The following is a 21,108-nucleotide window of genomic DNA, read 5'->3' on the forward strand; positions in this document are numbered from 1 at the left end:
CAATAAAAACCATTAATTTGATGATCGATCATCCACCTTCATGCGTAACTGGTTAACTATATGGGCATTCCTCTTCCTCCCGGTTTGGGTACTGGCCCGGCAATCGCCCTTTTCCTTCAGGACGATTACTATCAACCAGGGCCTGTCACAAAACAGTGTTATTGATATTGCCAACGATGACAAAGGTTTTCTATGGTTTGCCACACAAGACGGGCTTAACCGTTACGATGGAAAAGAAATGACCATTTTCCGTAAGACCTTCGACGATATCACCACCCGTGCGTATAGCCGTCTCGGTAAAATCATACCAGGTCAGCACCATGATCTGTGGCTGATCACCAGTGGTGGAAAGCTGGAGCGGTTCAATCTGTACAACGACTCCTTTACCCGTTACAGGACATTACCCATGATCGGCCCATTACCACCCCTCAGCTGCTTTCGCCAGGAAAAAGAAGGCCCTTGGTGGATCGGTACCCAAAAGAATGGGCTCTATTTTTTTGACTCAACCATCCGGAAAGTCATTCACTATACCAGCACCACCGGCACACTCACCAGCGACAGCGTCCAGCATTTGTATCAATGTCGCAACCAACAATACTGGGTGCTCACCAGCAATGGCATTACGGTCATCGATCCGGCAAAAGCGATCAATAGCAGACTCCTGTACAATGCGGCGGGAACACCAATTTCCTGCAGCGTCATGGCAGAAGACAACAATAACCAACGCTGGGTCGGCACCTATGCGCGCGGCCTCTATTGCAGCCAGCCCGGCGATACGGCCCTGCGGCCATTTACCGGCTTCAACGCCAACAATACCATTCCCAACGACCTGGTAGTGCAAGCAATTCGCACCGACCAGCAGGGCCGCGTTTGGATCGGTACGCTTGGCGATGGATTATACATCATCAACAACCACGATAAGACCATCCGCCACCTGTTGCCGGAAGACAACAATGCCGCTTCCCTGAGCTACATCGATGTACTCTGCCTGCAGCCCGATCAGATGGGTGGCATGTGGATCGGAACCGATGGCGGTGGGGTATCCTTTTACGACAAGCGGCTCAACTTATTCTCACTGCTATCCAGGAACACGGTACCGAAACATATACCCATCGAACAGGTGCGGTCGGTGACTACCGACGCGCTGGGCGGTCTGTGGATCGGCACATCCTCCAGCGGGCTATCCTATTCACCCGACCATAGCAGTCGTACCCTGCGCCGGATCGATTTGTTGACTAAACGGGTGCCGGGCAATAAAGAGCGCATCGTGTCTTTATATGCCGACGAAGAAGATGTATGGGTAGGTACACAAGACAATGGCTTGCTGATACTCGATAACAGGCAGCAAAAACCCAAAGCGAGCTTCACACCACAGCAACAAGGCACACGCTATCTGGCCGATCACACGGTATGGTGTATATTACCTTCCGGGTCACAGCGTGCCTGGCTGGGCACCCGCAATGCCGGCCTGTGCCTGCTCGATAAGCAGCAAGGGCTCATCAGTAATTATAGACACCAGCCAGGTACCACCGGCGGTATCGCCGACAACAACATCAGAGCGATCACGAAGATCAACGATAGCCTGCTTTGCCTGGCATTCGAAAGCAAGGGCATACAATTCTTCCACATTCGTACAGGCACTTTCTCCGATCTCTCCTATACCAAAGCATTACAACAGATCCGGGTAGAAGAACCGGTCCTTAAAAGTCTCTGCTTCCGTCCACCCTATCTCTGGATGGGTACGCTGGGGAATGGTATCCTGTTGCTCGACTCTACGACTGGCCGACTCTCCGGCATCTCAGAAAAACAGGGACTTCCCAACAACACCATCTATAGTATCATTCCGGACGATGCCGGCAATCTGTGGATGAGCACCAATGGAGGCATCATACGGTGTACGCCACCAGCCAATCTCGCGCAGATCAACCGTTCCCATTTCAGCCTGTTCACCGTTGAAGACGGACTGCAGGGCAATGAATTCAATACCGGTGCCTTTCACGCATCGTCGGGTGGCGTACTCTATTTCGGAGGCACCAACGGGCTGAATTGGTTTGACCCTCATAAATATACGGGGGCCGATCCCGCGGCGCCCGTCGTCATCACACAAGCCAGCATCAACAACGAACCATGGACCGGCGACACAGCCATACCCTACAAAAACATACTGAACCTGGCCTGGCACCAGAACTCCTTATCCTTCAGTTTCGCAGCCCTGGATTATGTAGCTCCCCGCAAGTTCAATTACTACTTCCAGCTTTATCCCTACGACAAGAACTGGATATCGGCCGGCAACCGCAATTATGCTGCCTATACCAATATCCCACCCGGGCATTATACCTTCCGGGTCAAAGCCTGGGGCCAGCCCACGGGCAGCAACGACCAGGAAGCCCTGCTCATCATCAACATACGGCCACCTTTCTGGAAAACGGGTTGGTTCATTGGCCTGCTGGTATTGGCACTCATTTCGATTTTGTATGGCTTGTACCGTTACCGCATCAATCGCCTGATCGAATTGCAGCAGGTGCGCAACCGTATTGCGACCGACCTGCACGATGATATCGGCTCTACCCTCACCAACATCAGCATCCTGTCAGAGCTGAGCCGGCAACAGCTACACCGCGGAGAAGCGGCTGCCCCCTTCCTTGACCGCATCGCCGAGGAGGTCAACAACTCGAGCCAGGCGCTCGATGATATTGTGTGGAGTATCAATACCAACAACGATACACTCGATCAAACGGTAGCCCGCATGCGCCGGTATGCGGCAGAGATCTTCGATGGTTCCAACATTGGGTACTCCCTGCACCTCGATGAACAGTTTGCCCACCGCAAACTCAATATGGAACAACGGCGCGATTGCTTCCTGCTGTTCAAAGAAGTCATTAACAACATCTACAAACATGCAGAAGCGCGTAACGTAGTGATCAAAGTGTGGCTCGATGGCAACCAGCTGCATATGACCATTGAAGACGATGGCAAGGGATTCGATACCCGTCAAACCACCCATCGCAATGGGTTGAAGAACATGCAGCAGCGGGTCAATAAATGGAAAGGACAACTCCTGATTGCATCAGCGACGAGCAAAGGAACACGCACGTCAATTACCCTTCCCGTTAGTAGCTGATACCCCAAATGAGTGATACCAGTTAGTGGTAACCAAAGCTTACCTTTATAGCATGTTAGCCAGGATCGCCATATTTGAAGACAATGACAGGCTGCGGGAGTCGCTGGCCTACCTGTTAAAAATGAACAATTACGATGTGGTAGGTGACTACAATCAATGTAATGACGCCGCCAATATTGCCCGCGTGTACAAACCCGACGTGGTGTTGATGGATATTGACATGCCGGGCGAATCAGGTATTCGGGGTGTGCAAATGATCAAAGAAGCGCAACCGAAAACGGCGGTGATCATGTATACCGTCTTCGAAGATGATGAGAAATTGTTCAAATGCCTGTGCTCCGGCGCCAATGGCTACCTGCTCAAAAAAACGCCGCCGGCCAAACTGTTCGATGCAATCCAGGAAGTACTGGAAGGAGGAGCGCCCATGTCGCCCACCATTGCCAAGAAAGTATTGAACACCTTTCAATCGAGGCCCGACACCAACAAGTATAATCTGTCGCCCCGTGAAATAGAAGTGTTGCAATGGCTCACCAAAGGGTATAGTATCAAATTGATCGCCTCCGAAATGGGCCTCGCCTTCGACACTGTGCGGGCACACCTCAAGAATATATACCAGAAACTACACGTCAACTGCGGGAAAGAAGCGATCGCCAAAGCGCTCAGTGAAAGGATCGTGTAACCCATGAACTGCTCTCCGCTCCCAGCCATTCTTCCTTCCCGGTAGGGGTAGGTGCGTATTTTTCCTCACTCAAAAAGGCTATTGCAGGATTATGTTACCTGCCAGACCTTTATGTTATAACGGTTTACCCTTATACAATCCCGGTACTAATTCAAATTAAGATATGTTTCAGCAGCTCCTGCATGGGCTGTTTGAGATCAAGAGCGGTGATACTAAACAGGTGGTAATAAACTATTTAATACCGCTTGCAGGGCTGGTGGTCCCACCGGCCTTTTTTATTTGCCTTTTGCCCCCCGAACTATATATGGCTACTCTCCGAAACAAAAAAGGCCCATGCTGCAGATAGCAACATGGGCCTTATGTTTAATTCCTTTAGAACTTTTATAATTCCAGTAGGGTCTTCACCGGATCTTTGCCAAACAGCAACAATTCGGGATTTTCCAGCAATTCTTTCACTCTTACCAGGAAGCTGACCGACTCACGACCGTCGATGATGCGGTGATCGTAACTGAGTGCCAGGTACATCATCGGTTTGATCACTACCTGACCATTGATCGCCATGGGGCGCTCCTGGATCTTGTGCATGCCGAGGATCGCACTCTGAGGGAGATTGATGATCGGTGTGCTCATCAACGAACCAAACACACCACCGTTGGTGATGGTGAAGGTACCGCCTTGCAGCTCATCCATCGTCAACTTATTGTCTCTCGCCTTGCCAGCCAGTTCGATCACTTTCTTCTCGATGCCTGCCATACTGAGGCTTTCTACGTTGCGGATCACCGGTACGGTAAGACCGCGGGGTGTAGAAACAGCAATGGATATATCTGCATAGTCGTGGTAAACCAGTTGATCACCATCGATATAAGCGTTCACAGCGGGCCAGTCTTGCAGCGCAATGGCGCAAGCCTTGGCGAAGAAACTCATGAAGCCGAGGTTCACGCCATGTGCTTCCTTGAATTTATCCTTGAACTTGGTACGTGCTTCCATCACACGCGACATGTCCACTTCATTGAAGGTGGTCAGCATCGCCGTTGTATTCTTGGATTCTACCAGGCGGCGCGAAATGGTTTTGCGCAGCTGGCTCATCTTCTCCTGACGTTTGTCGCGGTTGAACAGGGCTTTACCGCCAGTCACCTTACCGGGGTTTTGCAAAGCAGCCAGTACATCATCCTTAACGATCTTGCCCTGGTAACCTGTAGGGGTTACCGACTTGGGATCTACTTTTTTGTCGGCAATAATAGCGGCAGCAACAGGCGTTGCTTTCACATCATTGGCAGCAGCTGCAGGCGCTTGCACAGCAGGCTTTGTGTCGGCAGCAGGAGCAGTCTTGGGTTCTTCTTTTTTCGCAGCAGCGGCGGGTGCAGCAGCACCTTCCGGCTTGGCAGCCGCATCATCAATAGTAGCCAGTACGTCACCGATGTTGAGGGTGTCGCCTTCCTGGGCGCCACGCTTCAGCACACCGGCTTTCTCGGCGTTCACTTCGAAAGTAGCTTTTTCACTTTCCAGTTCTGCAATCACTTCATCCCTTTCTACATAATCACCATCATTCTTTACCCATTTGAGCAAAGTCACTTCGCTGATTGATTCGCCTACAGTCGGAACTTTAATATCGATCATATAGTATGTTTCTTAGTTGGGTCCGTTTGTCCGGAACCTTACAAATATCGGCTTTGTTCTGATTCGGATATTAGTCAATTTTAGCGTGAAATTGACCCCGAATCGCACTTCCTTCTTTTATTGATTTCTTATTACCCGATGAACCAGCTGGCTCATGAGTATTAGATCGAAAACGCTGTATCGATGATCTCCGTTTGCTCCTGCGTATGCACCTTCATGTAACCGGTGGCCGTCGACGCCGAAGGCTGCCGGCTGATCACACCATAGTTGATCGACTTCAGGTTCATTTGCAGGAACGAGGCAGCGCCCATGTTCAACGGCTCTTCCTGCACCCAGAACCAGGTAGCCTTGCTGTACTTGGCATACAGGGCTTCCAGTTGCTTAAGCGGCAGCGGATACAGTTGCTCCACGCGAATGATCGCAGTGTCCTTCCTGTTCTCTTTCTGCTGACGCTCGGCCAGGTCGAAATATACTTTCCCGCTACAGAACAATACCTTCTTCACGTCATCGGCATTACCTGCAAAAACATCATCGATCACCTCTTTAAAACCACCTTGCGTAAACTCCTGCGTGGTCGAGTAAGTACCCGGGTGACGCAGGTTGGCCTTGGGGCTGAAGTTGATCCATGGCTTGCGGAAGTTCCAGGCCAACTGACGACGCAATGCATGGAAGAAGTTCGAAGCTGTCGTAATATTGGTAGCTACCATATTGAGCTCGGCACACATTTGCAGGAACCTTTCCATCCGCGCACTGCTGTGCTCGGGACCTTGTCCTTCATAACCGTGCGGCAACAACATGCCCACTCCATTCATGCGGTTCCATTTCTGTTCGCCGGCGGCGATGAACTGATCGATCATCGTTTGCGCGCCGTTACAGAAGTCACCGAACTGTGCCTCCCACAACACCAGGGCATTGGGGTTGGCCATGGAATAACCATATTCAAAACCCAGTACACCGTATTCGCTCAACAGCGAGTTGTAAATACGGAACTGGCCGGTAGCACCGGGAATATTGCTGAGGCGGCTATAAGCTTTGTCGGTATTCTCGTCGCGCAGTACAGCGTGACGGTGAGAGAAGGTACCACGGCGTACGTCCTGTCCGCTCATGCGCACATCCTTGCCTTCCAGCAACAGACTACCATAAGCCAGCAACTCGCCGGTAGCCCAATCTACTTTACCCTCTTCGTTGAAGAGCTTCACTTTATCCTGCAGGATCTTTTCTACTTTCTTCAAAGGTTTGAAGTCGGCAGGCCAGGTCATCAGGGCGTCGAATACTTTCTTGAAATCGTCGTTGTTGATCGCGGTAACAGGGCTGGCATCGAAATCTTCGCTGGTCGCCTTGCGTAAGCTCTTCCAGTCCAGTTCAGGCTGCTGGTAATGATAGGGAAGCGGTTTTTGCTTCACTTCATCCAAACGCTCCTGTAGATCGGCCCAGAATTTCTTCTCCATCTCCTTCGCCATTTCCTTGGCATCCACTTCACCGTTTTCCAACAGGAAGTTAGTGTATACTTCACGGGGATTGGCGTGTTTTTCGATCAGTCCATACAACTGAGGTTGTGTGAACTTGGGGTCATCTCCTTCGTTGTGACCATGTCTGCGGTAACAAACCAGGTCAATGAATACGTCGGTGTTGAACTCCTGGCGGTAGCGGGTAGCGATCTCTACGCACTTCACCACCGCTTCGGCATCGTCACCATTCACGTGCATCACCGGAGCCTGGATCATCGCCGCTAAAGAAGTACAGTAGTCGGCGCTACGGGCATCTTCAAAATCGGTCGTGAAACCAATTTGGTTGTTGATCACAAAGTGAATGGTACCACCGGTATAATAACCATCAAGCTCACTCATTTGTACCACTTCATATACGATACCCTGACCGGCTACGGAAGCATCACCATGAATGAGGATGGGGAGGATCTTGTCAAAATCGCTGGCATACAGCACATCGGCCTTGGCGCGGGCAAAACCTACCACCACCGGGTCCACCGCTTCGAGGTGCGAAGGGTTGGGCATCAGCTTCAGGTGAATGGTCTTGTTGTTGGGCGTTTGCACTTCGCTGCCATAACCCATATGGTATTTCACGTCACCACTACCCATGGTCTGGTCCAGCTTGGCAGTACCTTCAAACTCGCTGAAGATCTGCTCGTAGGTCTTGCCCATGATATTGGCTAGTACGTTGAGACGACCGCGGTGTGCCATACCGATCACCACTTCCTGCACGTTGTGGTCCGCAGCGGTATTGATGATCGCGTCGAGGGCAGCAATGGTCGATTCACCTCCTTCGAGGGAGAAGCGTTTCTGACCAATGTATTTGGTATGCAGGAATTTTTCGAACAGTACGCCCTGGTTCAGCTTTTCCAGGATCCGCTTTTTCTGCGTCACAGCGATGGGCTTGCTGAAATTTCGCTCCATCTCGTTAGTCAGCCAGTCGACCTTTTTCTGGTCGCTGATGTATTTGAATTCGGTACCTACATGACCTGCATAGCAGGTTTGCAGGTGTGCGAGGATCTTGCGCAGGGTGGTAGTACCCAGGCCAATCATATTGCCGGCATGGTAGGTTTTATCGAGGTCTTCTTCGGTGAAACCAAAGAAAGCGAGGTCGAGATTCGCGCCCCGGTCCTTGCGTGGCCGGATGGGGTTTGTTTTGGCAATCAGGTGACCTTTATTGCGATATCCGAGAATGAGACGGTATGCACCTACCTCTTTTTTCCAGTCGATGCCACCGGCAACACCGGTTTCTGCAGTGGCAGTACCGTTGACGCCGGCCTTCCCTTCACCTACGGCAAAGTCAAAACCCTCAAAAAATTTCTTAAGCTCCGGATCCACCGTATTGGGGTCTTTCACAAAATCCTGGTAGAGACTCTCAATAAAAGCCGGAGATGAACTGGTGATGTACGAAAAGTCCTTCATGAAGAAGCCATTGAATGCTAAAAGAATATAGGTATTTGAAATCGGGGTACAAATATAGCCACGAATGTCTGATTAACAGAGGTTGGGGCTATTTTATTGCATTTAGATAACAGGGAATGAGGTTAGGTTGTTTGAACACCGCAACAGTGCTAAATCCCAGGCGATGCATTAAATTCGCTTTAATTCGATCGTTTTTGGAAAATAAAGACCTTTTATTTTGATAATTCCATGATGACTCCTACCTTTGCCGTCCTAAATTTTTCGAAAGACAATGGCAAATCATAAGGCTACCAAAAAAGATGTGCGTCAGGCTACAAAACGCAGGGAAAGAAATAAGTATTACGGAAAAACTACCCGTAATGCCATCCGTGACCTGAAAGCGCTGAAGACTGGTAAGGAAGCTGCTGACCAACTGCCTGATGTTGCCTCTATGATCGATAAACTCGCTAAAAGAGGTATCATTCACAAGAACAAAGCAGCCAACCTGAAAAGCAAGCTCACTAAGAAAGTGAACGCACTGGCTGCAGCTAAATAGTTTTTTCCGAAACTCTTTATAAAGCAACGCTAGTCCCGTCCTCGTGACGGGACTATTTTTTTTGCCCAAACGTAACTAATTCATTATCAATAGAACGAGCACCGTATTGGGTATTGATACCATTCGCCAGGTCAGCAGCCCTTCCCCGCTGCGCACCGAAACACTTCATCCAAAAGGCCATTCTCCATCGGTTACACAACCTTCAAAATGACTTGCAGATCGTCACAAGCGGTGGCAGCCGCTTCGACGTAATGTCTATCCGGGCAGATTCATCCCCCTATCAACTCCCCGAGTTGCTCCAGCAAGCTTACTGATTACAAACTCACCACAACAGGCCACTTTTTTCGCCTGCCTGCCGCCCTTCCCCTTTCTGTGACCAATCACCCGCAAACGACTTTTCAAACCACTATCCGGGCACAATCACCTATCTGATCCGTCGTCAACCTGCGCGGCCTGTTGCGGGCTTCTTCCTCCTATCTTAAACCTCCCATCCCAGGGTCATCCTAGGGTCATCCTAGGGTTATCCTTGGGTCATCCTTGGGTTTTATCCCTACCATGACCCTGAGATGACCCTACCTATACCCTTGGTAAACCCTAAGAAGGCAGGACCTATCCCGAACGAACATTCCTCCTACAGGCCATCGATCGCTGCGTTTACCCAACCCATAGCCAATCCGGTACGTCAATGCAGCAACACGGTCATTTTGCCCCACAACACCATTTCTATGAAATTGAATTCCCTCCGCCTGCTCGCCCTGGCCAGTTTGCTGGCAAGTTGCCATATCACCTGCGCCCAGCCCTCCCCCCTTTCCCCCGATCCCTGGAACCTGGGGTTCGAGCGATCCGCCCCCGGCAATAGCTCCTTTGCCCCCTGGACACGCACCGCCTTCCAGGACCGGCATTACACCATTACGGTCGATAGCACGGAAGTGCAGGAAGGGAGATATGCCCTCGTCATACGCTATACACCCGAAGCTGCCAACCCTTCGGAAGGGCAGGTCACCAATACCCTTTCCATCGACGTACCCTGCGACACGCTAACCCTGTCGCTGTATGCCAAATGCACCGGTCCACTGAAGGAAGCTATAGTAGGCTTCAACCTGTTTCAGGACCGGGGAGAAAAAAAGGTAATACAGCGAGGTTTTAAGATTGCCGAATCGGCCAACTGGGTTCACTATACGACCAAAATGCCCTTGGGTGACCTGCGGTTCCCTACAGACCATCTGCGCATTTCAGCCTATTACATCGGAAAGGGTAGTCTGTCGCTGGATAATATTTCCATACTGGCCGATGGAAAACCCCTGTACGCCACTCGTTCGGCGTGCTCGCCCATCGGCGAAACCATCACCCCACTCACGCCTGCACAGGTCACCTACCTGGCGTTGCTGGGCAAGGCCTGGGGATACCTGAAATATTATCATCCCCTGGTCGCCAAAGGACAATTCAATTGGGATGGAGAACTGATGCGCCTGCTGCCCCGGGTAAAAGCAGCCAACAATGACGAAACCTTCAGTGGGGAACTACTGAGCTGGATCGATGGACTGGGTCCGGTGCCACCCTGCAAAAAATGCGACGCCGCCGTACCCGATGGCTTGCAGACCATGAATATCGACCTAAGATGGATGAAGGATTCCCACTTCAACCAGGCCCTGCAAAACAAATGGCAGGAACTGCTCATCAACCGGCACCGCGAAACCGGCGTTTACGCAACCTATGACCCAGCCAGCAATGTGTCGGTCAAAGACATGGAGTATAATTGGCGGGAAGCTGAATACCCCAGCGAAGCTTATCGCCTGCTGAGCCTCTTTCGTTACTGGAATATTATCCAATACTTTGCCCCCAACAAACACATCATCGGACGTGACTGGAATGAAGTACTCGAAGCCTTTTTGCCCCGGATAGCAGAAGCCAGGGATTCATTGGCTTACCATACGGCATTGTTTGCCTTTATTCATAGTGTCCGGGATAACCATGCCAGTAGCTACTCGCCCGTGATCAACAAAGCATACAACCATTATTTGCCCTACACTTTTACCATCATCAACCAGCAACTGGTGGTGAAAGGCGTTTACAACGATTCATTGGCCAGGGCCGGTGGCTTACAAAAAGGAGATATCATTGAGCAGATAGAAGGCCAATCCGTACAAGACCTGGTGGCTGCCAGAAAAGGCCTTACAGGCGGTTCCAATGAAACAGGGGAATGGCACCTGCTGAATGCTATGAACAAGATCACCGGTGGCAACACGACGAAGATCAACGTTACTATCAGGCGTGCAGGTACCGCTGCTACTTATCAACTCACCCGTTACCCATTCGCACAGCTTCGTTACCAACGGCCGCTGGATACGGTACTCCATAAAATATTGCCCGGCAATATTGGCTACCTCAACATGGGCCTACTCACCGTTTCTCAAGTCGATCAGATCATGCCGCTCTTGCAAGATACCCGTGCCATTATTTTTGATATCCGCAATTACCCACGTAGTACCGCCAAACATGTCGTTGAATACCTGCTTGCTGGTGAAGTTCCGTTTGCCACCTGCACCTATCCCTCCTTTGCATACCCCGGCGCCTTTCAATCGACCTTACCGCTCAAATGCGGGCCTTCCACCCCGAACCGCCGCGGAAAGTTTCTGTACGCCGGAAAAGTGATCGTGCTGGTCAACGAAACCACCCAAAGCCATGCCGAGTGGAGTACCATGATGTTTCAGACAGTGCCAGGCTGCCATACCATGGGCAGCCAGACGGCTGGTTCCGACGGCAACGTATCCCGAATACCGATACCCGGAGGGTACACCGCCTTTATGACCGGACTGGGCGTGTATTATCCAGACTCCACCCCTACACAAAGAGTAGGCGTCAAAATAGATCAGGTAGTAAAACCTACCCTGCAAGGCGTGATCGATGGAAAAGATGAAGTGCTGGAAGCGGCGATACAGTATGCCGGCAATTAGTCAGATTTGGTGGAAGAAGGGCTAAGAAAACGCTGGCGAAAGGCGACGGCACGCCGGTAATGCTGTTCCATCAGTTTGAACTCCCGGTAGGATGCCAGCCGCAGGCGTAATAACATACGGTCCAGTTGCAGCGTGATGCCCCGATCCGTCGCATACGTTTTGCCCGGTGGAGAGACCATGAGGGCGGTCAATTTTCGTACGTGGTATCCAAAGCTCTTTAAAAGTTCCATGCGAAAGCTGGTCAATGAGTTGTTACCTGTTTTAAGCAGGATTTTATAAGGCTCCAGTACAGCAAAGCAACGACTGCTTTCTTTGATATAGGTCTGGCAATACGTCTGGGTAAGTCTGCCCGAAGTAATAAAATGGTGAAACAATAGTCTATCATCGTACCAAACCTGGTAACCAGCCAGTGCGAGGGCATAACACAATTCATGATCTCCTCCAGAACTCAGTTGATAGCCCAATCTGTCTGTCAATAATGGTTCAAATCCATGATTTAGCAGCTTTTCGTAAGCCGACCTACGAAGTACGGCTCCCGCCCCGTATACCAGGTGATCGGCAACCGCGCCACTTTGGGCTGCCTGAGCACCACCCGCGTAAAGATTAAAAGCTCCAAACCAGGAAGGCGGCGTTGATTCAAATGCAAAAACACCTAGACCGCCAAGGATACCGATGCGGGGATTCGCTTCCATGATCGAATAGGCATGTCGTACATAGTGTTCCGAAAGCCAGTTGTCGTCATCGCACAAAATGATGTACTCGTAGGCTGCTTCCCGGAAACCCCGCTCGCGGGCATGGGTCAATCCCGGCCGTGGTTCATCAAACACTTTGAAAGTAAGACCGCTATTAAAAGTCGACCATACACGTTGCGCGAAAGCAGCGCTATGATCCGTCGAAGCGTTATCAACCAGGATTACTTCACAGGATAAAAAATCAGGAAGCACCTGGGCAGCCAGGTGTTGTAGGGTTACCCGCAGCCTGTCGGCTCCGTTGTAGGTACAAATAAGGACCGTGACGCCTGCTTTTATCAAATGTCTGATTGCTTTTTACGTGGAATAAATGAAGTAATATTCAAAGCCATCTTGGCGTACAACTTGGTGATCTTCCAGATCATCAAGGGGTCTGCATGCATCGACAAGGCTTCCCGTACCTGTACCCTCGCCCCTTGCTTATCGTGCAACCCATACCATAGGTCATTAGCGATCTTAATGCCATAATGCGCGTAAAACCTCATGGCTTCCCGATACAACTCGTCTTGCCGCTCAACAGGCAGGTATTGCCGGATGGTCCCGATCACCCATTGCAGGTCCTGGAGATTTTTAGCACTGGCATAAGAACTCCCGGAGATAGAATTTTTGTGGAGCCGGTACGCAGCGAGTACTGCAGGATCATAGGCTACCGGATATCGTTGCGCAATCCGCATCCACATTTCCCAATCCTCCCCATAGTTTACTCCATAAAAGCCCCCCAGTTGTTCATAAACATGCCGTTTCACGGCCACTGTGCAAAACTGCAGCCGCTGTCGCTGGGCCAGGCGCAGGAGCCAATCGTCCAGGACACCAGGCATGGACATTTCTTCATTCCGGTAATACAAAGGCTTGCCACTTTCACCCACATACACATAACGACAAAAAGCGGCTCCAATACCGGGATATTTATCAAAGAGATGGTCCATTGCCTGGTAATAGCCAGGCTTTACCAGATCGTCGCCGTGTAATATATGTACGTAAATTCCCCGTGACCGATTGATGCAGGTCTCGAAATTCCTGAGACTGCCCCGGTTTTGTGGCTGCCTGAAGTAATCCACCCTGCCTTGCCCGAGCCTGGACACGAGCGCTGCATAATCACCATCCGAACTCCCGTCATCGATCACTTCGATCTGCATGTCCGCTGCTGCATAGCCTTGCAACAGAACTGAATTCAATGCCTCTTCCAGAAAACGATAGCAGTTGTACACGGGGATCATGACCGACCAGCGCGGACGGGTCATCCCTTCCGGCAACGGCAGTATGTGTGGTGGACGTTCTGGAATTCGGACTTCCTGCATAGCTGCTTTTATCGTTGAAATGTTATATAGTTATCGATGGCGGCTGTTGTTGATTCCCAAACCGGAACGGAAAATGAGGACGCACGGCTCCTTTCCATTTACCAAACCAGCTTGTATTTTCCCGGTAATCCGCCACCTCAAAATGAATGGCCCCCTCGTGGTAATACACAGGGATCGATGTATCCCGAACAATGATCAGGGAAATATAATAAGAACCATCATTGAGGAACTGACCAGGGATCTGGCATTCACCTACCACTCGACCAGCCTCACAGATTATTGCCGTAGAAGCCACATCAAAGATGCACTCTCCTGCATAGTTATATAAGTGTAATCCGGCATTCAAGAGTGCTCCCGACATCCGGTTATCGATCAAGAACCGTACCGTCAACGGCGTGCGTATGTCGATGGTTTCCTGCCCCTCCAGAAATGCCGGGATCATTTCCACTGACAGGATACGTACAAACTCATTACCAGGCGCGGCTGCGGGATCATCCCATTGCTGCACCAGGCGCTGTTGCTGCATGCTACCTATGTATTTGTCCACGACTTCCGTGGCAGTTCCAGATACAACCATCTGCCCTTGATGTAACCACATCGCGTGCTGGCATAAATGCCGCACGGCGGGCATTTGATGACTGACAAACAGGATGGTCCGTTCGCCATCGCGTGCCAGTTGCTGCATTTTATCGAGACATTTCTTTTGAAAGGAAGTATCACCTACCGCCAACACCTCATCCATGATCAGAATATCGGGCTCGAGGTGCGCAGCTACCGAAAATGCCAGTCGCACATACATACCGGAAGAGTACCGCTTTACCGGTGTATCGAGAAACTGCTCTATCCCCGAAAAGGCAACGATCTCGTCAAATCGCTGACGAATCTGCTGCTTGTCCATCCCCAACAGGTATCCGCTGATATAGATATTTTCCCTGCCCGAGAGCTCGGGATGAAATCCCGTTCCCACTTCCAATAGGCTACCAACTGTTCCCCGACCGCGAACCACGCCTTTTGTAGGTTGTATGATGCGTGTAATGATCTTAAGCAAAGTAGACTTGCCGGCGCCGTTGTCTCCCACAATACCCCAAACCTCTCCCTGGCGAATATCAAAGTTGATGTCTTTCAGGGCCCATAAATTTGGCGCATCGCCTCGTCCCCGCTCCTGAAAGAACGAGGAACGGCCAGCACGGGAAACGCTCGACCACCAGCGTTGTACATCCTGCCGCAGCGAGCCCGTACCCACGGTGCCCAGGCGGTATAATTTAGAGACCTGTGAAGCCTGAATAACGATTTTACTCATACCACATCGATAAGCTTTGCTGCCAGTTTATTGAACCAGGCTAATGCAAACAATAAAAACAATGTAATGAATACAACACTATAGATCAGATCGCCGGGTGTAAATAGTCCTTGCCCCAATAACCCATACCGGAATACTTCAAATACCGCGCTAAGCGGGTTGATGCGTACCAGCCAGCGCAGGCCTTCAGGCACCATCGCTGCCGGATATATTACCGGAGTTATAAACATGGCGAGCCGAATACCCAGGTGAACGATATTCGACAGATCACGATAGCGGGCCGTGGCAATGGAAAATATAAGCCCCATAGCAAGCGAAAAGGCCGCCGTCAGCAACACAGCCGGCAATACAAAGAACAGCCAGGCATTAAACGCAAATTCGAAACGCCCGGTTATCCCGTAGAAAAAGAGAACGCCAATCAGTAAAAAAAACTGGATGGCAAACCTGGCCAGGTGCGTTCCTCCGATCGACAAAGGGATGATCACCCTGGGGAAATATACCTTAGTGAATAGATAGCTATAGTGAGTAAAAATGAACGCTGTGCCGGTAAATAGGTCATTGCAAAGACCCCAGAGCAAGATGCCGCTTAAAAAAAACAAGACAGGGGGAACAGTACCAGTATCTACCGCCATCCACCTGCCAAACACCAGAACATATACGACCAATGTCAGTACAGGCTGCAACACTACCCAAAGTGGCCCCAGCATCGTTTGCTGATAATTGACCAGGAATTCTCGCCGGATCAATCTGCCTAATAAATGGCGGAACGACCATAACTGACGAAGATCCACAATGCCCCATCGGGCCCGGTGGTCAATTTCCCATTCCCAGTGATCGTTGGTACCCGGATCTGCGGCCATGTGTTAATATTAAGGATAAAGATAATGAACGATTGCCGGTCATCCTACAACGACCGAAATAAACGGAAATAAGACCTGCACAGCGACCCCTTTCGGGAACACTGCCTTATTTTTATGCCTTAAGTCACAACAATGAGAAACGTTTTACTGATCCTTTTAGCCTTGTTCCCTGCCCTGCTACCGGCCCAGACCATCACTACCCGGTACGAACAATCCAATCACCTGGAAACGCCCACCTACGAAGAAGCCATCAGCTGGTGGAAAATGATGGATACACGTTTTGCGAATATCAAAATGCTCACTATGGGGCCCACAGATGCCGGCTATCCCCTGCACCTGGTCATCGTGAGCGCCGATAAGGATGTAGATATCGCCAGCCTCAAAAAGAAAGACCGCCGCGTGATACTCATCAACAACGGCATTCACCCCGGCGAACCTGATGGTATCGACGCCAGCATGCTGCTCGTACGCGATATCGTCACCAACAAGAAAACCCTGCCCGCCAATGTCGTGCTCGCGATCATCCCTGTGTACAATATTGGCGGCTGCCTCAACCGCAGCGCTTTTTACCGCGTGGATCAAAACGGTCCGGCCGAATTCGGTTTCCGCGGCAATTCACAAAACCTCGACCTCAACCGCGACTTCATCAAGTCCGACTCGCGCGAAGCCAGGTCTTTCGCCGAGATCTTCCATCTCTGTGATCCCGATGTATTCATCGACAACCACGTGAGCAACGGCGCCGACTACCAACACGTGATGACCTTGCTGTCGTCACAGCACAGCAAACTCGGTGGCGCGATGGGCGAATACCTTCACAAACAATTTGAGCCGGGCATCTATGGCCTTATGCAGCAAAAAGGCTATCACCTGGTTCCTTATGTAAGTTTTGGCGGCGCCACACCCGATGCAGGCCTTACCGCTTATTTCGACGGTCCCCGCTACAGCAGCGGTTACGCAACGCTCTGGCATACCTTCGCATTCGTACCTGAAACGCATATGCTGAAATCATACGAACAACGCGTGCAGTCGACCTATGCCCTGATGGAAAGCTTTATCGCCTTCACGGCTACCAACAGCAACGCCATCAAACAGCTGCGTGAGCGAACCAAAGCTGCCGTCAAACAGCAAACCGATTTCCCGGTGAGTTGGGCACTCAACCGCAACCAGATCGACACTGTCACCTTCACCGGTTATGAAGCCGGCCGTAAACCCAGTGACGTTTCGGGACTACCCCGCCTCTATTACGACCGCACAAAGCCCTATACCAAAGAGCTCAAATACTACAACTACTTCGACGCGAAAACCACCATTAAGAAGCCATCCGCGTACATTGTACCACAAGGCTGGTGGAAAGTGATCGACCTGCTGAAGATCAATAAGGTGCAGATGAAGCCCCTGAGCAGCGACACCACCATCGAAGTAGAAGTATACCGCATAGAAGATTACAAGTCATCCCCACGCCCTTATGAGATGCACCACCTCAATAGCGATGTTAAGGTGAGCACCACACTGCAACCAGTTAAATTCCGCAAGGGTGACTTCTACATCCCCATGAACCAGGTAGCCAACCGCTTCCTGGTGGAAGTGCTGGAGCCACAGGCAGACGACTCTTATTTTGCCTGGAATTATTTCGATGGCATACTGGGACAGAAAGAAGGATTCAGCGGCTACGCGTTTGAGGACATTGCCGCCCAATACCTGAAAGAACATCCGGAGGTACGTACCAAACTGGAAGAACGCAAAGCAACGGATACAACCCTGGCCAAAAGCGCCAGCACTCAACTCGACTTTGTGTACAGGAACTCCCCGTATTACGAACCGGCCCACATGCGGTATCCTATTTACAGAGTTGTTAAAAACTAACCGGCGCGGTTGTCCGCTACAAAATTCGATCGTACCTTAAACAGCGTAAACCGCGGGCAGGCCGCCCGCGGTTTACTTTTTCATCGAACCCGATCCTTATGGCCCGTTTATACACTGTCATCATTTTATTCTTCAGCTTACCCGTCGCTGCCCAGAAAAAGCAGCCAGACACGGTGCGCAAATACCTCACCAGCGACCTGCATTTTACCACCAGGGCCAATATGGACTTCCCTGCGCTCGCCATCCGGCAGCCGGAAGACCGCTGGCTGTTGGTATCGGCTTATCGCGATACCAATGTATTGCTGCGCGCCTGGTTTCGCGATGAAGCACTGACCATTAAAGAAGGTCCATTCGTGCTGTATCATCCTAAACGCATCAAAGCCATAGAAGGTACTTATATAGATAATGTAAGGCAGGGACTTTGGAAAGCCTGGCATCCTAACGGACAGCTGAAAGATTCCGGTGCCATACTCAACAACTACCTGGTAGGTCGCTGGTATAGCTGGAATGACTCGGGCAAACTGCAATCCATCACCAGTTACCTGCATCCTGATAGCATACCTGGCTTAATCGTCGCTGAGTTCGATCCGAAAGACAAGTTCCGCTCCATTATGGCAGGCGATAAAACCACCAGCATCCTCGACGGCCCAACGATTACTTTTCATTCCGACGGATCGCCGAAGGATTCCGGCCAATATGTAAAAGAAAGCAAAGAAGGGATCTGGAAAACCTGGAACAAAGGTGGCACACCCGAATCGATGGGCACGTATGTTCATAACAGCCCGCAAGGTGAATGGGAATACTATCACCCGAACGGACAGCGTAGCACCCGTGAGGTATACGCCAACGGCAAGGTCGTCAAGCTGGATTGTTACGATGAGCAGGGCAACTTCACCGGCAATGCCTGCCCTATCCAGAAACCTCCGGTAGCTCAGGGCAGGTTCCTGGATTTTGAAAAATACATGCTGGACAACATCTTTTGGCCGACGGAGCTTAAAAGGTCGGACATTCAGGGCGACGTAACAGTCACTTTTACCATCAGCGCTACGGGCGAAATGAAGGATTTCAGGATCATTCGGTCGCCCCATGAGGCCATGAGCCGTGAAGTAACAGAATTCTTTAAAAAACAAAAATGGTCGCCTGCGGTGTCTCATAACCGCCTAATTGAATTTACCGTCAAGTACAATATCCCATTTTATCGGTGAGAGTAGCGGAATTTAAACACCCTGTATCGGAACTTCCTCATATGTGTGTTTAACCCATATGGCAATAAAAGCCTGCTTACCCGCGACAACAGCTCACTGTTACCTGTAACTGAATTAGAACGGTATTAATTTTTTCTACCACACGTAGCAGATAATGACAGGTGGCGTAACTTTGTTGTGTACCAGCTTGTCAATGTCATGAAAACCTATTTACTCATACCAATGGTATGGGCATTACTTGTTGCAGCTTCTGCAAAGGCGCAACATGGTATCATGCCTACTACCTCCAAGTCTGTACTGATCCCGATCGGGATCCATCCTTCGGGACATGTTATCACACCTATTGTTATCGACAAGAAACACCGCCACCAATCTGCCATCATTGGTTTTAACGCCAGTGGCGATACGCTGTTCACAGGCGGTTATAAACGCGGACAACTCCATGGTACCTGGCAAAGCTGGTACCCCACCCACCAACTGTGCGACTCCGGCCGGCTTGTACACAATGTACCGGATGGCGAATGGAAAAGCTGGTATAGCAATGGACAACCACGCTCCATACGCACCTACAATGCCTACCTGCTGCACCGCATCAAGAATGAAATTCCCCGACGTGGTGGCCGTGCTACCTTCTTTACGGTGACGGATATCGCCAAAACAGACCTGGCTTATGCCTGGCAATTGCTGACCCCCGTTTATTCGTATGTAACACTGGCCAGCAAAGCGGCCAACCCACATATACCGACACCTCGTGCACTGGAAGATCGCGTAGAGCAAAATGTCGATAATAGCATCTTGCCTTACCTGCCTCCCTTCACGGAATGCATACACGATGGCCTTTACATGAACTATTATACGAATGGGCATGTAAAAGATTCTGGCTACTATAATAAAGGATTGCGGGAAGGTGTATGGGAAGAATGGATCAACGACGGCGCTATGCGCTCAACAGGTGTGTATCACAAAGGAGTACGGCAAGACACCTGGAAATACTACTCCCCCACCGGCAGGATCGTTGGCGTAAAGACTTATAACCACAAAGGCAGGGAGATCAGCAGCAAGCGTATTGGCCCGCGCAATACGACCAACAGCGAACAAGCCAGCCTGGATTAAAGACCGCACGCATCAGGAAGTAACCTGCACCAAAAAGTCAGGCAATGATCAATAACACCCATTATTGATCACTGGGGTACCCTGTAGGAAAAATCAGGTGAACATGAAACAGTTGTAGTGGTGTAACAATCGCACGGCTAATCAAATGAGCACTGCCGGCAAAATATCCTCTCGCAGTAGATAGTATGGCAGATGAACAGTAGAGTACAAAGATCATCCAATAAACGCAGGAAAGCAGCCGCTTTTGAGTCAACGGCTGCTGAGCAGGTATGAGTGGTAGAAAAACGGCAACGATCCGTGACTTCCCGCGCAGCAGGTCATGCCAGGCCCGTTATCAACCAAGGCGTATGGGTACCACGGAATAAAATTCACGCTTTACTCGTGCGCACCTGATTTCTCCCGCACTTTATAATTGCCTGGTACAGACCCGAACGACCGCACCAGCCGGTTCCACGAATTGATCTGGCAAACCACTAGCGTCAGGTTAGCAATCTCCGCTTTAGAATAGTACTTATTCAACTCATCGTGAATACCATCACTGTGCTGCTCCTGGGGCATGTGGGTCAACAACTCGGCAAATGCGAGTGCCGCCTGCTCTTGTGGTGTATAATAGGGTGTTTCCCGCCAGGCCGATACGGAGATCATGCGTAAAGGAGTTTCGCCTTCAGCAATCGCATCTTTGTAATGCATATCGAGACAATAAGCACAATTGTTGATCTGCGATACCCGGAATTTGATCAATGCGAGAAACTTATGATCAAGCCCGCAACTGGCGATATACGTTTCCACGTTGGCCATTGTCTGGTACAACCCTGCTGGTAATGAAGCAAATGTGATCCTTTCCATAACTATTGTTTTACTGTTTATAAATAGAAAACAAAGCAGGGAAAGAAAACGTGACAAAA

Annotated in this window: 14 protein-coding genes; 7 read left to right on the top strand and 7 right to left on the bottom strand. The window is 50.5% G+C overall.

Annotated features, from left to right (window positions below; translation table 11 throughout):
- The first annotated feature begins 40 nt into the window (after positions 1-40).
- Both P2W70_RS12635 and P2W70_RS12640 read left to right on the top strand, forming a co-directional pair.
- The gene (locus tag P2W70_RS12635) at positions 41-3,121 is read left to right on the top strand and encodes a sensor histidine kinase (protein ID WP_276481831.1); all 3,081 of its coding nucleotides are present in this window, start codon (positions 41-43) and stop codon (positions 3,119-3,121) included.
- Between the two features lie 52 nt (positions 3,122-3,173).
- Entirely contained in the window at positions 3,174-3,800 is a 627-nt protein-coding gene (locus P2W70_RS12640; RefSeq protein ID WP_276481832.1) for a response regulator, read from the top strand.
- Between the two features lie 381 nt (positions 3,801-4,181).
- Here P2W70_RS12640 and odhB read toward each other — a convergent pair whose 3' ends face one another.
- A complete protein-coding gene (gene odhB, locus P2W70_RS12645) occupies positions 4,182-5,417 on the bottom strand; it encodes a 2-oxoglutarate dehydrogenase complex dihydrolipoyllysine-residue succinyltransferase (protein ID WP_276481833.1) in 1,236 nt (411 codons plus the stop codon).
- A 161-nt stretch (positions 5,418-5,578) separates the two neighbouring features.
- Complete coding sequence (locus tag P2W70_RS12650) at positions 5,579-8,326, bottom strand: 2-oxoglutarate dehydrogenase E1 component (protein ID WP_276481834.1); 2,748 nt, start codon at positions 8,324-8,326, stop codon at positions 5,579-5,581.
- Between the two features lie 271 nt (positions 8,327-8,597).
- Between P2W70_RS12650 and rpsT the strand changes: the two genes are divergently transcribed.
- Positions 8,598-8,861, top strand: a complete 264-nt coding sequence (gene rpsT, locus P2W70_RS12655) for a 30S ribosomal protein S20 (RefSeq protein WP_276481835.1) — start codon at positions 8,598-8,600, stop codon at positions 8,859-8,861.
- Between the two features lie 725 nt (positions 8,862-9,586).
- On the top strand, positions 9,587-11,815 hold the full coding sequence (locus P2W70_RS12660; RefSeq protein WP_276481836.1) for a S41 family peptidase: 2,229 nt from the start codon (positions 9,587-9,589) through the stop codon (positions 11,813-11,815).
- Here the strand turns inward: P2W70_RS12660 and P2W70_RS12665 are convergent.
- Genes P2W70_RS12665 through P2W70_RS12680 form a run of 4 tightly spaced genes read right to left on the bottom strand, consistent with a single transcriptional unit; the run spans position 11,812 to position 16,022 of the window.
- Positions 11,812-12,846, bottom strand: coding sequence for a glycosyltransferase (locus tag P2W70_RS12665; RefSeq protein ID WP_276481837.1), 1,035 nt, complete (start codon positions 12,844-12,846; stop codon positions 11,812-11,814). The genes P2W70_RS12660 and P2W70_RS12665 overlap by 4 nt on opposite strands.
- Complete coding sequence (locus tag P2W70_RS12670) at positions 12,843-13,862, bottom strand: glycosyltransferase family 2 protein (protein WP_276481838.1); 1,020 nt, start codon at positions 13,860-13,862, stop codon at positions 12,843-12,845. Before P2W70_RS12670 ends, P2W70_RS12665 begins: the two co-directional genes overlap by 4 nt.
- Before the next feature lie 22 nt (positions 13,863-13,884).
- Positions 13,885-15,162 carry an ABC transporter ATP-binding protein gene (locus tag P2W70_RS12675; protein WP_276481839.1) on the bottom strand — a complete coding sequence of 426 codons (1,278 nt, stop codon included), beginning with the start codon at positions 15,160-15,162 and terminating at the stop codon, positions 13,885-13,887.
- The gene (locus tag P2W70_RS12680) at positions 15,159-16,022 is read right to left on the bottom strand and encodes an ABC transporter permease (RefSeq protein WP_276481840.1); all 864 of its coding nucleotides are present in this window, start codon (positions 16,020-16,022) and stop codon (positions 15,159-15,161) included. Before P2W70_RS12680 ends, P2W70_RS12675 begins: the two co-directional genes overlap by 4 nt.
- 132 nt (positions 16,023-16,154) lie before the next feature.
- On the opposite strand from P2W70_RS12680, the gene P2W70_RS12685 reads away from it, so the two are divergent.
- The 3 genes from P2W70_RS12685 to P2W70_RS12695 all read left to right on the top strand — a co-directional run bounded on the left by P2W70_RS12685 (position 16,155) and on the right by P2W70_RS12695 (position 20,203).
- Complete coding sequence (locus P2W70_RS12685; protein ID WP_276481841.1) at positions 16,155-17,885, top strand: M14 family metallopeptidase; 1,731 nt, start codon at positions 16,155-16,157, stop codon at positions 17,883-17,885.
- A gap of 98 nt (positions 17,886-17,983) precedes the next feature.
- Positions 17,984-19,090 carry an energy transducer TonB gene (locus tag P2W70_RS12690; protein WP_276481842.1) on the top strand — a complete coding sequence of 369 codons (1,107 nt, stop codon included), beginning with the start codon at positions 17,984-17,986 and terminating at the stop codon, positions 19,088-19,090.
- Positions 19,091-19,363: 273 nt separating this feature from the next.
- Complete coding sequence (locus P2W70_RS12695; protein WP_276481843.1) at positions 19,364-20,203, top strand: toxin-antitoxin system YwqK family antitoxin; 840 nt, start codon at positions 19,364-19,366, stop codon at positions 20,201-20,203.
- A 375-nt stretch (positions 20,204-20,578) separates the two neighbouring features.
- Here the strand turns inward: P2W70_RS12695 and P2W70_RS12700 are convergent, their stop codons facing one another.
- Complete coding sequence (locus P2W70_RS12700) at positions 20,579-21,049, bottom strand: carboxymuconolactone decarboxylase family protein (protein WP_276481844.1); 471 nt, start codon at positions 21,047-21,049, stop codon at positions 20,579-20,581.
- Between the last annotated feature and the right edge of the window lie 59 nt (positions 21,050-21,108).

The sequence above is a fragment of the Paraflavitalea pollutisoli genome (assembly GCF_029360705.1).
Classification (GTDB): domain Bacteria; phylum Bacteroidota; class Bacteroidia; order Chitinophagales; family Chitinophagaceae; genus Paraflavitalea; species Paraflavitalea pollutisoli.